Below are 17,482 nucleotides of genomic sequence, written 5' to 3' on the forward strand. Positions count from 1 at the left end.
CTACCGCGTTGGTGGGTGGATCCACGCCATGCGTGGATGGCGCGGCGGCGCACGCCAACCAAGGTTGGCGCCTACCAGGGCCGTTCGGCCCTTACTCCATCCCCAGCTTCTTCAGCTTGTAGCGCAGCGCGCGGAAGGTAATCCCCAGCTGCGCAGCCGTGCGGGTCTTGTTCCAGCGGTTCTCTTCCAGCGCGCGCTGGATGGCGCTGCGCTCCAGCTGCTCGATGTACGAGGGCAGGGCGGCACCGCCCGGCTGCAGGTCTGCCACGGCTTCTGCGGGTGCTGCGCCGCCGGGCGCACGCGGGGCGTGGTGCGGCAGGCGCAGGTCGTCGGCACCGATGCGGTCTTCTTCGGCCAGTGCAAGCGCGCGCTCCAGAATGTTCTCCAGCTCGCGCACATTGCCCGGGAACGCATAGTGGGCCAGTGCTTCCAGCGCCGACGGCGCCAGCAGCGGGGTGGCACGGCCGTGGCTGCGGGCCAGGCGTGCCAGCACGGCGGCTGCCAGCTCCGGCAGGTCCTGGCGGCGCTCGCGCAGCGGCGGCACCTTCAGTTCGATCACGTTGATGCGGTAGTACAGGTCGTGGCGGAAGCGCCCGTCCTCGACCAGTTCGGCCAGGTCACGGTGCGTGGCCGAGAGAATGCGCACGTCCACCGGTTCTTCGTTGGCCGCACCCACCGCACGCACCGACTTTTCCTGGATGGCACGCAACAGCTTCACCTGCATCTGCAGCGGCAGCTCGGCCACTTCGTCCAGGAACAGGGTGCCGCCATGTGCAGCCTGGAACAGGCCCGGCTTGTCGGCATGGGCGCCGCTGAAGCTGCCTTTGCGGTGGCCGAAGAATTCGCTCTCCATCAGCTCGCCGGGAATGGCACCGCAGTTGACCGGCACGAACGGACCAGCCGCACGCGCGCCCTGGGCGTGGATGGTGCGCGCGACCAGTTCCTTGCCCACGCCCGATTCACCGAGGATGTAGACCGGCGCCTGGCTGCGCGCGACCTTGCCGATGGTGGTGCGCAGAACGTCCATGGCCGGCGAAGCGCCGAGCAGGCGTGCAGCCTGTTCGGTGGCGGGGCCGGGCGCAGGGCGTTCGGTGTTGTTGAGTTCCAGCGCGTGCTTGACCAGGCCGCGCAGCACCGAGATGTCCACCGGCTTGCTGACGAAGTCGAAGGCGCCGGCCTTCAGCGCTTCCACGGCCAGGTCCATGCTGCCGAATGCGGTGATCATCGCCACCGGTGTGCGCGGGTAGTGCTGGGCGATCTCGCTGACCAGCTCGATGCCGTTGCCATCCGGAAGGCGCATGTCGGTGATGCACAGGTCGTACGGGTTGCTGGCCAGCAGCTCGCGCGCTTCGGCCAGGTTGGCGGCAGTACTGATGCGCAGCCCCATGCGGCCGAGGGTCAGTACCAGCAGTTCGCGGATGTCGCGTTCATCGTCGACGACGAGGGCGCTGCGGGTTTCGTTCATGGGCGTGAAAGATAAACGAGGGGGCTGGAAGCGACAAATGTTTGACGCACAGATTTGGAATCAGGTGGGCAACAGCGTGTGCGGGCCGGGCAGCACCAGGCGGAAGCACGAGCCTCCTGCCGGCACCGGGATGTAGTCGAGCCGTGCCTGGTTGGCGCGGCACAACTCGCGGGCGATATACAGGCCCAGCCCGGTGCCGTGCTCGGAGGTAGTGAAGAACGGGCGGAACAGCTGTGCGGCCACGCTCTCGGGAATGCCGGGGCCACGGTCCATCACGTCGATCACCGCGCTGCGCTCGTGCTGCGCCACGCGCAGGCGCACGCGCGCCGGTTGCTGGCCGATGCGGCCGTATTTCAGTGCGTTGTGCACCAGCACGGTGAGCACCTGGTACAGGTGTTTGCTGTCGACCTGGGCCATCACCGCCGTGTCGCTGATGATCGGTTCGATGCTGTCGGTCTCCAGCGTCTGGCCCTGCTTGTACTCCAGCACGAAGCGGCGCACGAAGGCGACCAGGTCGACGTTCTCGGGTGTGGCGCGCTCGCGCCGTGCCAGCCCCAGCACGCTCTCGACGATGCCGTTGGTGCGCTGGCATTGCTGGCGGATGATCTGCAGCAGGCGGCGGTCGCTTTCGTTGAAACCGGTGCCTTCCTCCAGCAGCTGCACGGCGTAGTTGATCGCCGCCAGCGGATTGCGGATCTCGTGGGCGAGGCTGGCCGAGAAGCGGCCCATCGCCGACAGGGTGAGCGATTCGGCGCGCCGCGAGACCACGCTGGAGTCGTCCAGGAATACCAGCGCCAGTTCGCTGCCGGCCAGCAGGCGGGCGAAGCGCGGTTGCACTTCCGGCTGGTCGGGGTTGAGCTGCAGCGGCAGTTCGTCCTGCGCCCAGCCGTTGCGCCAGCGCTGCAGGCGGCGCGCCAGTTCCGGCGCAGCACTGGCCAGATCCAGCCGTCCCGTCTCACCGATGCCGTCGTTGTCGCCGAGCAGCATCGAGGCCGCTTCATTGGCCAGGGTGATGCGGTTGTCGGCGTCCACCACCAGCACGCCGGTGCGCATGCGGCGGATGATCAGTTCGTTGATCTGGAACAGGTTGGCCACTTCGTCGCCGCGCTGGTTGGCCAGCTGCTGGTTGCGGCGCGCGCGGTTGCCCACCTGGTAGCTGATGAAGGCCAGCGCCAGGTAGCTGGTGGCGAACATGGCCAGCTCGGCCAGCGTGCGGGTGGGGTCACCGCCTTCGAGCACCTTCCAGAGGTATTCGATGCCGGTGGCCAGGCTGGCAGCAACCGCCAGGCCCAGGCCCCAGCTCAGCGGCAGCAGGGTGGCGGCAGCGGCGATGTTGAACAGCAGCGACATCGAAATGCCGGCGCTGGCACCGGGCAGGGCATGCGCCAGCAGGGTGGCGGCGATGATGTCCACCAGTACGCTGCTGACCACGATCGGGCGCAGCCAGCGTTCGTTGCGGCCGATCGCCAGGGCCAGCAGCGACAGCAGCAGATAGATCGCCGCGACGGTATCGGCCAGACGCGGGTGATGGGCCTCGCCGACCATGCCGGACAGGGGGCTGTAGAGCAGGCCGGCGATGACCGCGGCGATCAGCACCCGGTACAGCGCGAAGAAGTACAGCTCACGCCGCGGAATCGATTCGATGCGGTCGATCAATGAAGCACTGGGTGACACGCCGGAACTCCCCTTCTGGCTGCCTGGGTCTGGAATCTGCGGCGGCCCTGCCTGGCATCCCCTGAAGCCGGGTGGGTTCGTCGCTTCTATGTGGCCCGCGGTGGAAGCTGCCGGGCAAGCCCGACACCACACACCTTGGTTGACCAGTATAGGGCCCCCGGCAGGACGCCGCCGGAGCCGCCCGGATCGCGCATTTGGCCTGCCGTGGATACCGGTGGCCAACGCCGGCCCGGGCGCAACTGCCTGAATGGCGGTGAAAATCTGGCCGGGTGTGGCGTTTTGTACAGACTTCTTTGCGCCCCGGCGCCGGCTCGGCCACAATAGTGGGCCCGCCGCGGTCCATGCCGGCGCCCCGCCGGGGCCCTGAGGAATTGCGTGCGGTCGTTCCTATTCCCACGGTGACGCATGAATTTCCACGAATACCAGTCAAAACAACTGCTTGCCGAGTACGGCATCCCGGTCCCGGCCGGCAAGGTCGCTGCGACCCCGGACGAAGCGGTTGCCGCTGCCAACTCCCTGGGCCAGGGCCCCTGGATGGTCAAGGCGCAGATCCACGCTGGCGGCCGCGGCAAGGCTGGCGGCGTCAAGTTCTGCAAGACCACCGACGACGTGAAGGCCGCTGCGGCCAAGATGCTCGGCACCAAGATGGCCACCTACCAGACCGCTGGCGTTGAACTGCCGGTCAACCTGGTGCTGGTGACCACCGCCGGCGAGATCGTCAAGGAACTGTACCTGTCGGTGCTGGTCGACCGTGGCACCAAGACCATCACCTACATCGCCTCTTCGGAAGGCGGCGTGGAGATCGAGCAGGTCGCCGCTGAAACCCCGGAGCTGATCCACTCGCTGAACGTCGACTTCGTCGAAGGCGTGCAGGGTTACCACGGCCGTGATTTCGGCTTCAAGCTGGGCCTGACCGCCAAGCAGGCCGGCCAGTTCGCCAGCATCATGGTGAACCTGTACCGCCTGTTCAACGAAAAGGACCTGGCGCTGGTTGAAATCAACCCGCTGGCCATCCTGGACGACGGCAACCTGTACGCGCTGGACGGCAAGTTCGACAGCGACGACAACGCCGCGTTCCGCCAGAAGGCCCTGGTCGCCATGCGCGACAAGACCCAGGAAGATCCGACCGAAGTGATCGCTTCGGAGCTGGACATCAACTACGTCACCATGGACGGCAACATCGGCTGCATGGTCAACGGCGCAGGCCTGGCCATGGCCACCATGGACGTCATCAAGCTCAACGGCGGCGAGCCGGCGAACTTCCTGGACGTGGGCGGCGGCGCCAACAAGCAGCGCGTCATCGAAGCGTTCAAGCTGATCCTGTCCTCGGACAAGGTTGAAGGCATCTTCGTCAACATCTTCGGCGGCATCGTCCGCTGCGACATGATTGCCGAAGGCATCATCGCCGCCGTGAAGGAAGTGGGCGTCAAGGTTCCGGTCGTGGTGCGCCTGGAAGGCACCAACGTGGAAGAAGGCAAGCAGCTGCTGCGTGACAGCGGCATGGCCATCATCCCGGCTGACAACATCAACGATGGCGCCAAGAAGATCGTTGAAGCTGTCAAGAACGCTGCCTGATTCGACACCAAGGAATTCCCATGTCTGTTTTGATTAACAAGAACACCAAGGTGATCGTGCAGGGCTTCACCGGCCAGCAGGGCACCTTCCACGCCACTCAGATGATCGAGTACGGCACCCAGGTTGTTGGCGGCGTGACCCCGGGCAAGGGTGGCACCACCCACATCGACCTGCCGGTCTTCAACACCGTTGCCGACGCCGTGCAGAGCACCGGCGCCAACGCTTCGGTCATCTACGTGCCGCCGCCGTACGCGGCCGACGCGATCCTGGAAGCCGCTGCTGCCGGCATCAAGGTCATCGTCTGCATCACCGAAGGCATCCCGGTGCTGGACATGCTGCGCGTCAAGAACGTGCTGACCCGTTCGCATCCGGACACCGTGCTGATCGGGCCGAACTGCCCGGGCGTCATCACCCCGGGTGAGTGCAAGATCGGCATCATGCCGGGCCACATCCACCAGCCGGGCAAGATCGGCATCGTGTCGCGTTCGGGCACCCTGACCTATGAAGCGGTCAAGCAGACCACTGAAGTCGGCCTGGGCCAGTCCACCTGCATCGGCATCGGTGGTGACCCGATCAACGGCCTGAACTTCGTCGACTGCCTGAAGCTGTTCAACGAAGACCCGCAGACCGAAGGCATCATCATGGTTGGCGAAATCGGCGGTGACGCTGAAGAAGCCGGCGCCGAGTACATCAAGAACCACGTGAAGAAGCCGGTCGTCGGTTTCATCGCCGGTGCGTCGGCTCCGGCCGGCAAGCGCATGGGCCACGCCGGTGCGATCGCCTCGGGCGGCAAGGGCACTGCTGAAGGCAAGTTCGCCGCCATGGAAGCTGCCGGTGTTGTCACCGTCCGCTCGCCGGGCGACCTGGGCGCTGCCATCGCCAAGCTGGTGAAATAAGACCGCTTGTGTAGAGTCGAGCCATGCTCGACTGACGCTCTTGCTTCAAACAGAAAGGCCGCCTCCGGGCGGCCTTTCTGCGTCTGGTGCCCTGACCATCCCGGTAACCCCATCCACGCATGGCGTGGATCTACTGAGCCGGGGCTGTCCACGCAGTGAGCGCGCCCGGCGCGCGCATGGCGCAGCGCTACAATGGGCACATTGCAACCACAGGCTGGATTCCCATGGCTTCGATCCGCATCGCGATGGCGCAGTTCGACTTCCCGGTCGGCGATGTCGCCGGCAACACCGAGCGCATCATCGAGATGATCGGCCAGGCGCGCGACGAGTACGGCGCCGAGCTGGTGATGTTCCCCGAGCTGGCGGTGAGTGGCTATCCGCCGGAAGACCTGCTGCTGCGCCCGGGCTTCCTGTACGAGTGCGAGCAGGCGATGGCCCGCATCGCTGCTGCCTGCCGTGGCATCACCGCCGTGGTCGGTTGGCCGCAGGCGGCCGGTGCGGTGGTCTACAACGCCGCCAGCGTGCTGCGCGATGGCCTGGTCGAGCAGACCTACCGCAAGCGCGAGCTGCCCAACTATGCGGTGTTCGACGAGCGCCGTTACTTCGATGTCGATCCGGATGGCGGCAGCTGCGTGTTCGAGGTCAACGGCATTCCGGTCGGCCTGCTGATCTGCGAGGACCTGTGGTTCGCCGAGCCGCTGGCCGACACCGTGCGCGCCGGTGCGCAGCTGGTGGTGGTGCCGAATGCCTCGCCCTACGAGCGTGGCAAGCATGCCCAGCGCGATGCGGTGCTGGCCGCACGCACCCGTGAGAGCGGGGCGGCGATCGCCTACCTCAACGTGGTCGGTGGCCAGGACGCGCTGGTGTTCGACGGCGCCTCGGTGGTGGCCGATGGCGACGGTACCGTGCACCCGGCCGCCGCCGCCTTCGTCGACCAGTGGCTGGTGGTGGAGTACGACGGTGAAAGCCGCCGCTTCATGCCGCACGTGTGGATGGACGATGGCGACGAGAGCATGGACGCGCTGGCCTGGCGCGCAGTGACCCGTGGCATCCAGGACTACTGCCGCAAGAACGGCTTCAAGAAGGTGTGGCTGGGCCTGTCCGGCGGCATCGATTCGGCGCTGGTGCTGGCCATGGCCGTGGACGCGATGGGCGCGGAAAACGTCACCGCGGTGCGGTTGCCGTCGCGCTATACCGCGGGTCTGTCCAACGACCTGGCCGCCGAACAGTGCCAGGCACTGGGCGTGAAGCTGGAGGCGGTATCGATCGAGCCGGCGTTCAAGGGCCTGATGGAATCGCTGGCGCCGATGTTCGAAGGCACTGCGCCGGACGTGACCGAAGAGAACCTGCAGTCGCGCAGCCGTGGCGTGATCCTGATGGCGCTGGCCAACAAGTTCGGTGGCCTGCTGCTGACCACCGGCAACAAAAGCGAATACGCGGTGGGTTACGCCACCATCTACGGCGACATGTGCGGTGGCTATGCGCCGCTGAAGGACCTGTACAAGACCGAAGTGTTCGGGCTGTCGAAGTGGCGCAACACCGTGGGCGGCGCGCCGGTGATCCCGCCGGCCGTGATCAGCCGCCCGCCGTCGGCCGAGCTGCGCGAGAACCAGCTGGACCAGGATTCGCTGCCGGCCTATGACGTGCTGGACGGCATCCTGTATCGCTACATCGACCAGGAGCAGTCGCGCACGGAGATCGTTGCGGCCGGTTACGACGCTGCCGTGGTCGACCGGGTGCTGCGCCTGGTGCGCATCAGCGAGTGGAAGCGGCACCAGGCCGCGCCGGGGCCGAAGGTCTCGCGCCGGGCATTTGGCCGCGAGCGTCGTTACCCGATCAGCAACGGCTACAAGGGCTGAAGCTGCGGTTGGCGGGTAGTGCCGGCCGCTGGCCGGCAACCCGCATACCGCGTATCCACGCATGGCGTGGATCTACTGCGTCCGGTAGTGCCGGCCGCTGGCCGGCAACCCGTATACCGCGCATCCACGCATGGCGTGGATCTACTGCGTCCGGTAGTGCCGGCCGCTGGCCGGCAACCCCGCATACCGCGTATCCACGCATGGCGTGGATCAACTGCGTTCGGTAGTGCCGGCCGCTGGCCGGCAACCCGTATACCGCGCATCCACGCATGGCGTGGATCTACTGCGTTCGGTAGTGCCGGCCGCTGGCGGGCAACCCGTATACCGCGCATCCACGCATGGCGTGGATCTACTGCGTTCGGTAGTGCCGGCCGCTGGCCGGCAACCCGTATACCGCGCATCCACGCATGGCGTGGCTCTACTCCGTTCGGTAGTGCCGGCCGCTGGCCGGCAACCCGCATACCGCGTATCCACGCATGGCGTGGCTCTACTGCGTTCGGTAGTGCCGGCCGCTGGCCGGCAACCCCGCATACCGCGCATCCACGCATGGCGTGGATCTACTGCGTCCGGTAGTGCCGGCCGCTGGCCGGCAACCCCGCATACCGCGCATCCACGCATGGCGTGGCTCTACTGCGTTCGGTAGTGCCGGCCGCGGGGCGGGCACCCCGCGGAGCGCGAGGGCCCGCCGGGGGGGGGGGGACGGGTTCGGTAGTGCCGGCCGCTGGCCGGCAACCCGCATACCGCGCATCCACGCATGACGTGGATCTACTGGGCGTCCTCAAGCAGCTGTTCGAGGCTGGCGGTTTCCGCAGCGTCGTTGAAGCGTCCGTCCCCCAGCCGTGCCCGCACAAACGCCAGGCCATCCGCCGCCGCCGCGTCCAGCGTGCCGCGGTGGTCGACCGGGTAACGCCGGAACGCGACTGGCTCGCCTCGCAGGGCCAGGCCTGCGGCATACAGCAGGGTGGTCAGATAGGGCACATCGCGGTCCTCGCTGCCGTGGCCGAGCATCAGCGGTTGGCTGAAGCCGCGGCGCGGTACGCCGAGATAGTCGTACAGCACCGCCCAGATGCCCGGCACGCTGGTCAGCGGTGCAGTGAACATGCTGCCGGTATCCGCACCGTCCAGCGTGGTGGCCAGTTCGCCCAGGCACTGCTCGCGTGCCACTGCCACGCGGGCGCGACCGGTGTCGCTGAGGACGCGGTCGATCTGTGGCGCAACCTGCAACAGACCGTCGAGCAGATACGCGTGATACGCGTTGAGCGCGCCAGGATTGGCGGTGCGGTTGTCCGGCTTCATCACCAGCGCGGTCAGCTCGACGGCGGTGGGCGTGCCGGTGGTGAAGCTGCCGCGGTAGTGCAGGGAAGGGCCGCCATAGGTGGGCGCCAGATGCCCGGCTGTGAGGGCTGCAGCGCCACCCTGTGAATGACCAACAGAGACCCAGCGCGGCGACAGCGCTGCGTTGCCCAGGTACTGGCGGCTGGCCTTGACCAGGTCGATGGCATTGCGCGCGGCCGTGCGGACGTGCAGATAGGCATGCTCGCCGGGGCTGCCGAGCCCCTGGTAGTCCGCGGCGACCACCGCATAGCCCTGGGCCAGGAACTGATCGAGGAAGCGCCCGTCGCGTTCGGGTTGGTAGGGGCCGGACACCGAGGGCGCGCAGCGATCGGCGATGCCCTGGGTGCCATGTGCCCAGGACACCACCGGCCAGCCGCCCGCTGGAGCCGCGCCGGCGGGCAGGTACAGCAGGCCGGTGCCTTCGGCCAGCTGGCCGCGAAGATCCGGGGTGCGGTAGTGGAGCTTGTAGGCCTGCGCAGCCTTGGACGGCACCCATGACGCGCGATAGGGGGCAGCAGACAGCAGATCGCCCGGTGCACCCGGTGCGGCAGCCAGGGGGCCCGAGGACAGCGCCAGCACGGCGGTGGCGAGGAGGCAGGCGAGGGGGCGGAAACGGCGGGGCGGTAGGGTCATGGGGCGCTCCTTCACGGCCGGGATGGCCGTTGCGCCGCAGTGTGGAGGGCGTCGCCGGAGCGGGATGCGACCGGCGTCGCATCCGCCGGGAATTCGTAGAATTCCTAGTGTCGTGGTCGATGGGCGTACGAACCATCCACGCATGGCGTGGATCTACCGACAAAGAAAAGGCCCCTTTCGGGGCCCTCTCTTACTTCTTTTCCAGTCGCGCGTTGCGCTGGCCGGTGCTGGCGGATTTCTCGCCGGCGAACGGGTTCAGCTTGCGGATCATCCACGGGTACTTCGGCCACTTGCCTTCCAGCCACGGGTGGTCCGGCTGGTTCAGCTGCAGGACGCGGCGGGCATCGTCGGCCAGGGTCTTGTTGCCCAGGTGGGTGTAGGAATCGGCCAGCACAGCCACGGCGTCGTACTGGAAGGCGCTCTGCGGGTAGGTTTCCAGCAGGTAGTTGGCGCGGCCGGCGGCCGAGACCCAGGCGCCGCGGCGCATGTAGTACAGGGCGTTGTCCAGCTCATGCTGGGCGAACACGTCACGCAGCTCCAGCATGCGCTGGCGCGCATCGGCGGCGTAGCGGCTGTTCGGGTAGCGGTCCACCACGATGTTGAAGTCCGAATACGCCTGGTGCGGCGTAGACAGGTCGCGGCGGCTGGCATCCAGCGACCATACGCGGCGCAGGAAAACCGTACTGCGATTGGAGTTGGCCAGGCCGCGCAGGTAGTACAGGTACGCGATGTTGCGATGGGTCGGGTAGGTACGGATGAAGCGGTCGATGCTGGACACCGCGTCATCGTGCTTGCCGGCCTTGTACTGGGCGTAGGCGGTCTCGATCATCGCCTGCTCGGTGTACGGACCGTACGGATACTGGGCCACCAGGCGGCGGAAGCTGGCTTCGGCGCCGCTCCAGTTGCCACCCTGCATCAGCTTGTGGCTCTTCTCGTACAACTGTTCGACCGGCGTCCCTTCATCGGGGCGATCGCCCTTCTTGGCACCACGGTGGCAGCCGGTGGCGGCGATGACCAGCACCAGCAGCAGGGCGGTGAGGCGGACGGGCGCGGAGAGCATGGCGGAGCGTCGGATCATGGGGTCGAGGCGGGACGCGGCTGGAATACGAAGGGTCGATGATAGCCTAGTGTCCTGTCCAGCGACTGAAACCGGCCGCCGGGACCCCAAAATTTCAAAGAATGCCCCCTGCCATGTCTGAACAACCCTCTGAATCGGCCCGCCAGGCCATCGTCCCCGACACCGCTGCCGGCCGTCGTTTCGACGCCGTGGTGGCCGAACTGTTCCCCGAATACTCGCGTTCGCGCCTGACCGAGTGGATCAAGGCCGGTGAGGTGCTGCTGGACGGCGCCCAGGTGCGCCCGCGCGATCCGCTGCGCGGCGGCGAGCTCGTGACCCTCAATGTGGTGCTCGAGACCCAGACCGACGCCCAGCCGGAGGACATCCCGCTGGACGTGCTGTTCGAGGACGAGCACCTGCTGGTGATCAACAAGCCGGTCGGCCTGGTGGTGCACCCGGGCGCGGGCAACCACAGCGGTACCCTGGTGAATGCCCTGCTGTTCCGCGACCCGTCGGTGGCGGTGCTGCCGCGCGCCGGCATCGTGCACCGCCTGGACAAGGACACCAGCGGCGTGATGGTGGTGGCCAAGACCCTGGAAGCGCAGACCGCACTGGTCGAGCAGCTGGCCGCGCGCGACGTGCACCGCCAGTACCTGGCCATCGTGATGGGTGCGCTGGTGGCCGGCGGTACCGCCGATGCCCCGATCGACCGCCACCCACGCGACCGCCTGAAGATGGCCGTGCGCGAGGACGGCAAGGAAGCGATCACCCATTACCGACTGCGCGAGCGCTTCCGTGCGCACACCGCGCTGGAGTGCCGCTTGGAAACCGGCCGTACCCATCAGATCCGCGTGCACATGGCGCATGTGCGCCATCCGATCATCGGTGACCCGCTGTACGGCGGTGCGCTGAAGCTGCCCAAGGGCGCCAGCGATGAGCTGGTAGCCGCGCTGCGCGGCTTCAAGCGCCAGGCCCTGCACGCCGAGACCCTGGAGTTCACGCACCCGATCACCGGTGAGCCGGTGCGCAACACCGCGCCGGTGCCGGACGACATGCTGCACCTGATGAAGGTGCTGCGCGAAGACAGCGAAGCCTTCGCCGCACGCGAGCGGGACCGCTGGTGATGGCCGCCGCGTTGCCTTTGCTGCAGGCGGACTGGCCGGCGCCTCCGGGCGTCCATGCGCTGACCACGCGTCGGCACGGTGCGGGCATTTCGCCGGCGCCGTTCGCGCAGTTCAACCTGGGCAACCGGCACGCGGCCGATGGTGATACCCCTGCCAACGTGGAGCACAACCGCCAGCTGCTGCAGCAGGGGCTGGCGCTGCCCTCGGCACCGCACTGGCTGCGCCAGGTGCACAGCAGCACGGTGCTGCGCTTCACAACGCCGCCGGTGCCTGGCGCAAGCGAACCGGTGGCCGACGCTGCGGTGACCTCGGTGCCCGGCGTGGTGCTGGCGATCCTGACCGCCGACTGCCTGCCGGTGGTGTTTGCCGCGGCCGATGGCAGCGAAGTGGGCGCCGCTCACGCCGGATGGCGCGGGCTGGCCGACGGCATGCTGGAGGCCACCGTGGCCGCCATGCAGACCCCGCCCGCGCAGCTTCGCGCGTGGCTGGGCCCGGCGGCCGGGCCGGCCGACTACGAGATCGGCGAAGAGGTCTTCCACGCCTTCGTCGGCCATGATCCGGCGGCTGAGGCGGCGTTTGTGGCGACACGCCAGGGGCACTGGAAGGTGGACCTGTTCGCCCTGGCACGTCAGCGCCTGCAGGCGGCGGGCATGGACCCGGCGCAGGTGTATGGCGGCACGGTGTCGACGATGGCCGATCCCGACCTGTATTCGCACCGGCGCGACCGTCGCACCGGGCGCATGGCGACCCTGGCCTGGATCGCGCCCTGACCACGCCGTTGTTCGCGAGCGTGCTGGGGCCCGCCTTCGCCACCTTGGCCGCGCCGGTGCAGGCGCTGCATGCCGCGCCGTTGCCTTGCCGCTACGTGGGGCAGGCGCGCATCGTGAGAGGGCGACACTGGCTGGTGCCGCTGCTGGCCGCGTTGGCGCAGTTGCCGAAGGACGGCGACGCGCTGCCCACCGAAGTGGCGTTCAGTGCACACGGGCAGGGCGAGCAGTGGGCGAGGCGGTTTGGCCGCTGGCCGATGGTGTCGCGGCTGTGGGCGCACGAAGGGTATCTGCGCGAGCAGTTGGGCGCGGTGCGCTTCGAATTTGATCTGCAGGCCCGCGAGGGTGGCATCGACTGGTCGGTGCGGCGGGTCTGGGCGTTCGGGCTGCTGCCGCTGCCGAGGCGCTGGTTTGGTGGTGTGCGTTGCCGCGAAGCCTGGCAGGGTGCGCGTTACACTTTCCTGGTCGATGTGACCTTGCCCTGGGCCGGAGCCCTGATCCGCTATGAAGGCTGGCTCGAACCGCAGTGATTCCGCCGCCGAGGCCGGCAGCGCGGTGATCGTGTTCGATGGCGTGTGCGCGCTGTGCAACCGCTGGGTGCGCTTCCTGCTGCGTTTCGACCGCAAGGGCCGCTACCGCTTTGCGGCGATGCAGGGCGCGCAGGGCAGTGCGATGTTGCGCGCGCATGGGCTGGACCCGCAGGACCCGATGTCGTTCCTGCTGCTGGACGAACAGGGCGCCTGGACCGATACCGATGCGATCCTTCGCGTGCTGGCGGGGCTGGGCAGCGTCTGGCGTCTGACCGGTGCATTGCGCGTGCTGCCGCGCAGTTGGCGTGATGCCGCGTACCGCGCGCTGGCCCGCAACCGCTACCGCTGGTTCGGGCGGCATGACGCCTGTTACCTGCCCGCACCGGAGCAGGCCGCGCGGTTCCTGGATTGAAGAAAAAAGGGGACGGAGGGGATTAAGTCGTTTGTGCACAAACGACTTAATCCCCTCCGTCCCCTTTTTCCCTCAACCTTCCAGCGCGTCCAGATAGCTGCGGCGCCAGTGGTTGATGTCGTAGGTGCGCAGGTGCTCCATCATCGCGTGCCAGCGTTCCTTGCGCCTGCGCAGCGACATCGTTGCCGCGGTGGCGATGGCGTCGGCCACGCCGTCCAGATCATGCGGGTTCACCAGCAGCGCCTGCTTGAGTTCGTCGGCGGCGCCGGCCAGCAGCGACAGCACCAGCACGCCGGGGTCTTCCGGGTCCTGCGACGCCACGTACTCCTTGGCTACCAGGTTCATGCCATCGCGCAGCGGCGTGACCAGGCCTACTGCCGCCGCCCGGTAGAAGCCGGTCAGCGTGGCATGGGTGAAGTTCTGGTTGACGTAGCGCAGCGGCGTCCAGTCCGGTTCGGCGTGGCCACCGTTGATGTGCCCGGCGATCTGTTCCAGCTGGCTGCGCAGCTGCCGGTACTCGGTGACATCGCCGCGCGAGACCGGGGCGATCTGCAGGTAGGTCAGCGAGCCGCGCTGATCCGGATGGCGCTCCAGATAGCGCTCGAAGCCGAGGAAGCGTTCGGGCAGGCCCTTGGAATAGTCCAGGCGATCCACGCCGATCGCCAGCTGGCGGTCACGCAGGCTGTTGCGCAGGTTCTTCACAGCGGCCTTGGTGGCGGCGGTGCCGGCCTGTCGCGCGATCAGCTCGGTGTCGATGCCGATCGGGAACGCCGCCGCACGGAAGCGGCGCCCGCCCGGTGCTTCCAGCTCGCCGTTGTCGAGCACGCGGCCGCCGCCGAACAGGCGCAGGTAGGTCTGGAAGCGATCGGCGTCGCGCTGGGTCTGGAAGCCGACCAGATCGTAGGCGTACAGCGCGGAGAACAACCGAAGGTGGTCGGGCATGGCCTGCAGCAGGTCGGCCGACGGCATCGGGATGTGCAGGAAGAAGCCGATGCGGCAGCCGATGCCACGCTCGCGCAGCAGCGCACCAAGCGGGATCAGGTGGTAGTCGTGGATCCAGACGATGTCGTCCTCGCGCAGCAGCGGCGCGAGCTTGTCAGCGAACAGCGCGTTGACCTTATGGTAGGTCTCGCGGGTGCCCCGGTCGTAGTCGACCAGATCCAGGCGGAAGTGCAGCAACGGCCAGAGGGTGCGATTGGCGAAACCGTTGTAGTAGCCATCCACCTCGCGCTTGCTCAGGTCCAGGGTGACGAATTCGATGTCACCGTCCTTCTGTGTGTGCAGCGTGCCGCTGCCGTCGCGCACGCTCTTGCCGCTCCAGCCGAACCACATGCCGCCACGTTCCTTCAGCGCGGCCAGCAGGCCCACCGCCAGCCCACCGGCGCGGTTCTCGCCCGGTACGGCCACGCGGTTTGAAACCACCACCAGACGACTCACGATGCCTCCTGCCAGGACCGCGACAGGCGCATCGCGGCGGTGATCAGGCCGACGTGCGAATAGGTCTGCGGGAAATTGCCCCAGGCCTCGCCGCTGTCGAAGGCCAGATCCTCCGACAGCAGGCCAAGATGGTTGCGCTGCTTCAACAGCAGTTCGAACATCCCGCGTGCTTCGTCCATGCGCCCGATCGCCGCCAGCGCATCGATGTACCAGAAGGTGCAGATGGTGAAGCTGGTTTCCGGTTCGCCGAAGTCATCCGGCGCGACATAGCGGTACAGCGAGTTGCCATGCTTGAGGTCGCGGCCGATGGCGTCGACGGTGGCGATGAAGCGCGCATCCATCGCGTCGATGAAGCCGATGTCGGCCAGCAGCAGCAACGAGGCGTCCAGCCGATGACCACCGAAGGTGTCGGTGAAGTGGCCCAGCTCCTCGCTCCAGGACTCGGCCATGATGCGCGCATGGATGGTGTCGGCACGCTCGCGCCAGTAATGGGCGCGGTCATCGCGCTTCAGGCGCACGGCGATCTTGCACAGGCGGTCACATGCCGCCCAGCACATCGCGCTGGTGTAGGTGTGCACTTCGGTGCGGCCGCGGAACTCCCACAGGCCGGCGTCGGGTACGTCGTGCAGGGCGAACGCCTGTTCACCCAAGGGTTCCAGGCGGGCGAAGGTGTGCGCATCGCCCGGGTCCTGCAGGCGGCGGTCGAAGAACAACTGGGTGGACGCCAGCACCACGCTGCCGTAGACATCGTGCTGGCGCTGCACCCAGGCCAGGTTGCCGCGCCGCACCGGGCCCATGCCACGGTAGCCGGACAGGCTGGTTACTTCGTCCTCGTCCAGCTTGGCCTCGAAGCCAATGCCATACAGCGGCTGCAACGTGCCGTCGGTGGTGGCCAGGTTGAAGATATAGCCGAGGAACTGTTCCATCGTGCGCGTTGCGCCGAGGCGGTTCAGTGCGCGCACCACGAACGCGGCATCGCGCAGCCAGCAGTAACGGTAGTCCCAGTTGCGCACGCTGCCGGGCGCTTCCGGAATGGAGGTGGTCATTGCCGCGATGATCGCGCCGCTGTCCTCGTACTGGCACAGCTTCAGGGTGATCGCACTGCGGATCACCGCGTCCTGCCATTCCAGTGGAATGGACAGGTAGCGCACCCATTCGCGCCAGTAGTCGCGGGTGCGCTGGAAGGCTTCCTGCACATAGCCACTGATCGAGCGGTTGAGCGATTCATCCACGCCCAGGATCAGGTGGATGGGATGGTTGAGCACGAACGGCAGGCCATCGCGGATGAAGCGCACCGGCACGTCGGTGGTCAGCCGCAGCACGTGTTCGGGCAGGATCCAGCGCACGTGGTTGCTGCCCCAGGTGGACTCGGGCACGCGTGCGCCCCAGTCGGCCAGTGGCCGTGCGTGCACGGTGATGCGTGGGCTGCCGGCCAGTGGTCGTACCTGGCGGATCAGGCTGACCGGCCGGTAGAAACGGTCGTTCTGGCGCCAGCGCGGGGCGAAATCAAGGATTTCCAGTTCACCACCGTGCGCGTCGCGCAGCACGGTACGTAGGATCGCGGTGTTGGTCAGGTATTCCTGCTCGCTGCTCGCGAAGTCCTCCAGCTCGATGGCGAAGTCGCCACCGGTCTGCTGGTTGGGGCCGAGCAGGGCACAGAAGGTGGGGTCGCCGTCGAAGGTGGGCAGGCAGCTCCAGACAACGCGGGCATGTTTGTCGACCAGGGCGCCGAAGCTGCCGTTGCCGACCACGCCCAGATCAAGATCGGGTTGGGTCATCACGCGGTACATCTCGGTTGCGGCCGTGGGGTGGCCGGGTCAATAGGCATTCTCACGCAGCCAGGCGTGCACGCTGCGTATGTCGGGCAGCGCGAACACCGCCTTGCTGGGTTCACGTTCGCCCACCAGCACGCTCCAGCCATGCTGGCCATTGGCGGCGTCGAAGCCGAACTCATCGGTCAGGTCATCGCCGAGGAACACCGGCAGGCGGCCGCGGAACGGCAGGTACTGCATCATCCGGCGCACGGCACGGCCCTTGTCGGTGCCGACCGGAACGAACTCGACCACATGGTCACCGGGCTGCAGGCGATAGCTGGCACGGCCACGCACGTGGCGGTCGGCGAAGGCGCGCACATCACTTGCCGCGTGCGGCGCACCGCGCCAATGCAGCGCCAGGCCGACGCCCTTGTCTTCCACCAGCACGCCGGGATGGCCATGGGCGAAGCGCATCGCCTGCTGGTGCAGCGCGTGCAGCCACTCGGCGGTGTCGTCGTCGTGTTCGTCGCGCAGCACACGACCGTCTTCGCCGCGCAGTTCGTGGCCATGCAGGCCGGCGGCGGGCAATTTCAGGGGAGCGAACAGTTGATCCAGCTGCTCAAGCGGGCGACCACTGACCAGTGCCACGGCACCTTCCAGGCGGTCGCTGATGCGGCCGATGGCTTCACGCACATCCGGCAGCAACTGCACGGCATCCGGGCGTGCAGCGAATTCGATCAGGGTGCCGTCGACATCGAGGAACAACGCGCAGGCGTCATCCAGCAATGGCGGTGGCGGACGCAGGGGGAGCGGTTCAGCCATGACGCCCAGCTTGCCAGCGCGGGCGTGTACGTGGGGTCGAGGGCAGGCTACGGATCTGGTAGTGCCGGCAGCTGGCCGGCACCGTCATGGTCCCTGGATGCACCCTGAGGTTGCCGGCCAGCGGCCGGCACTACCGGACTGA

At 67.5% G+C, this 17,482-nt stretch carries 14 protein-coding genes; 7 read left to right on the forward strand and 7 right to left on the reverse strand.

Translation table 11 applies throughout. The features are described 5' to 3' along the window. Positions 1-91 precede the first annotated feature (91 nt). Both V3B64_RS19940 and V3B64_RS19945 read right to left on the reverse strand, forming a co-directional pair. Complete coding sequence (locus V3B64_RS19940; protein ID WP_329914787.1) at positions 92-1,465, reverse strand: sigma-54 dependent transcriptional regulator; 1,374 nt, start codon at positions 1,463-1,465, stop codon at positions 92-94. Positions 1,466-1,525: 60 nt separating this feature from the next. After that, entirely contained in the window at positions 1,526-3,139 is a 1,614-nt protein-coding gene (locus V3B64_RS19945; RefSeq protein WP_032128821.1) for an ATP-binding protein, read from the reverse strand. Between the two features lie 405 nt (positions 3,140-3,544). On the opposite strand from V3B64_RS19945, the gene sucC reads away from it, so the two are divergent. The 3 genes from sucC to V3B64_RS19960 all read left to right on the forward strand — a co-directional run bounded on the left by sucC (position 3,545) and on the right by V3B64_RS19960 (position 7,469). Next, positions 3,545-4,714: an ADP-forming succinate--CoA ligase subunit beta gene (gene sucC / locus V3B64_RS19950; RefSeq protein WP_004154430.1), complete on the forward strand. Its 1,170-nt coding sequence runs from the start codon at positions 3,545-3,547 to the stop codon at positions 4,712-4,714. 20 nt (positions 4,715-4,734) lie between these two features. Further along, positions 4,735-5,610: a succinate--CoA ligase subunit alpha gene (sucD, locus tag V3B64_RS19955; RefSeq protein WP_005410793.1), complete on the forward strand. Its 876-nt coding sequence runs from the start codon at positions 4,735-4,737 to the stop codon at positions 5,608-5,610. A gap of 224 nt (positions 5,611-5,834) precedes the next feature. Beyond that, entirely contained in the window at positions 5,835-7,469 is a 1,635-nt protein-coding gene (locus V3B64_RS19960) for an NAD+ synthase (protein WP_032128820.1), read from the forward strand. A gap of 765 nt (positions 7,470-8,234) precedes the next feature. Here the strand turns inward: V3B64_RS19960 and V3B64_RS19965 are convergent. Together V3B64_RS19965 and V3B64_RS19970 are read right to left on the reverse strand one after the other, a co-directional pair. Further along, the gene (locus V3B64_RS19965) at positions 8,235-9,437 is read right to left on the reverse strand and encodes a lipase family protein (RefSeq protein WP_329914788.1); all 1,203 of its coding nucleotides are present in this window, start codon (positions 9,435-9,437) and stop codon (positions 8,235-8,237) included. A gap of 190 nt (positions 9,438-9,627) precedes the next feature. Beyond that, positions 9,628-10,515, reverse strand: coding sequence for an outer membrane protein assembly factor BamD (locus V3B64_RS19970; protein ID WP_029379759.1), 888 nt, complete (start codon positions 10,513-10,515; stop codon positions 9,628-9,630). Between the two features lie 113 nt (positions 10,516-10,628). Here V3B64_RS19970 and rluD point away from each other — a divergent pair, with 113 nt between their 5' ends. The 4 genes from rluD to V3B64_RS19990 are packed head-to-tail and all read left to right on the forward strand — an operon-like array spanning position 10,629 to position 13,327. Continuing rightward, complete coding sequence (rluD, locus tag V3B64_RS19975) at positions 10,629-11,618, forward strand: 23S rRNA pseudouridine(1911/1915/1917) synthase RluD (protein ID WP_080291790.1); 990 nt, start codon at positions 10,629-10,631, stop codon at positions 11,616-11,618. Continuing rightward, entirely contained in the window at positions 11,618-12,388 is a 771-nt protein-coding gene (gene pgeF, locus V3B64_RS19980; protein WP_032128817.1) for a peptidoglycan editing factor PgeF, read from the forward strand. Before rluD ends, pgeF begins: the two co-directional genes overlap by 1 nt. A gap of 20 nt (positions 12,389-12,408) precedes the next feature. Continuing rightward, complete coding sequence (locus V3B64_RS19985; RefSeq protein WP_329914789.1) at positions 12,409-12,915, forward strand: DUF4166 domain-containing protein; 507 nt, start codon at positions 12,409-12,411, stop codon at positions 12,913-12,915. Next, a complete protein-coding gene (locus V3B64_RS19990) occupies positions 12,890-13,327 on the forward strand; it encodes a thiol-disulfide oxidoreductase DCC family protein (RefSeq protein ID WP_329914791.1) in 438 nt (145 codons plus the stop codon). Before V3B64_RS19985 ends, V3B64_RS19990 begins: the two co-directional genes overlap by 26 nt. Positions 13,328-13,399: 72 nt before the next feature. Here V3B64_RS19990 and otsA read toward each other — a convergent pair whose 3' ends face one another. From otsA to otsB, 3 genes are read right to left on the reverse strand one after another with little or no spacing between them, the layout of a single operon-like run. Further along, complete coding sequence (gene otsA, locus V3B64_RS19995; protein WP_032128815.1) at positions 13,400-14,764, reverse strand: alpha,alpha-trehalose-phosphate synthase (UDP-forming); 1,365 nt, start codon at positions 14,762-14,764, stop codon at positions 13,400-13,402. Then, positions 14,761-16,542, reverse strand: coding sequence for a glycoside hydrolase family 15 protein (locus V3B64_RS20000; protein ID WP_329914792.1), 1,782 nt, complete (start codon positions 16,540-16,542; stop codon positions 14,761-14,763). Before V3B64_RS20000 ends, otsA begins: the two co-directional genes overlap by 4 nt. A gap of 39 nt (positions 16,543-16,581) precedes the next feature. Next, positions 16,582-17,340 (reverse strand): trehalose-phosphatase, encoded by a 759-nt coding sequence (gene otsB, locus V3B64_RS20005; protein WP_032128814.1) that lies wholly within the window; start codon positions 17,338-17,340, stop codon positions 16,582-16,584. Positions 17,341-17,482: the final 142 nt, after the last annotated feature.

It is taken from the genome of Stenotrophomonas sp. SMYL86, from assembly GCF_036320025.1.
In the GTDB taxonomy this organism is placed as follows: Bacteria; Pseudomonadota; Gammaproteobacteria; order Xanthomonadales; family Xanthomonadaceae; genus Stenotrophomonas; species Stenotrophomonas maltophilia_A.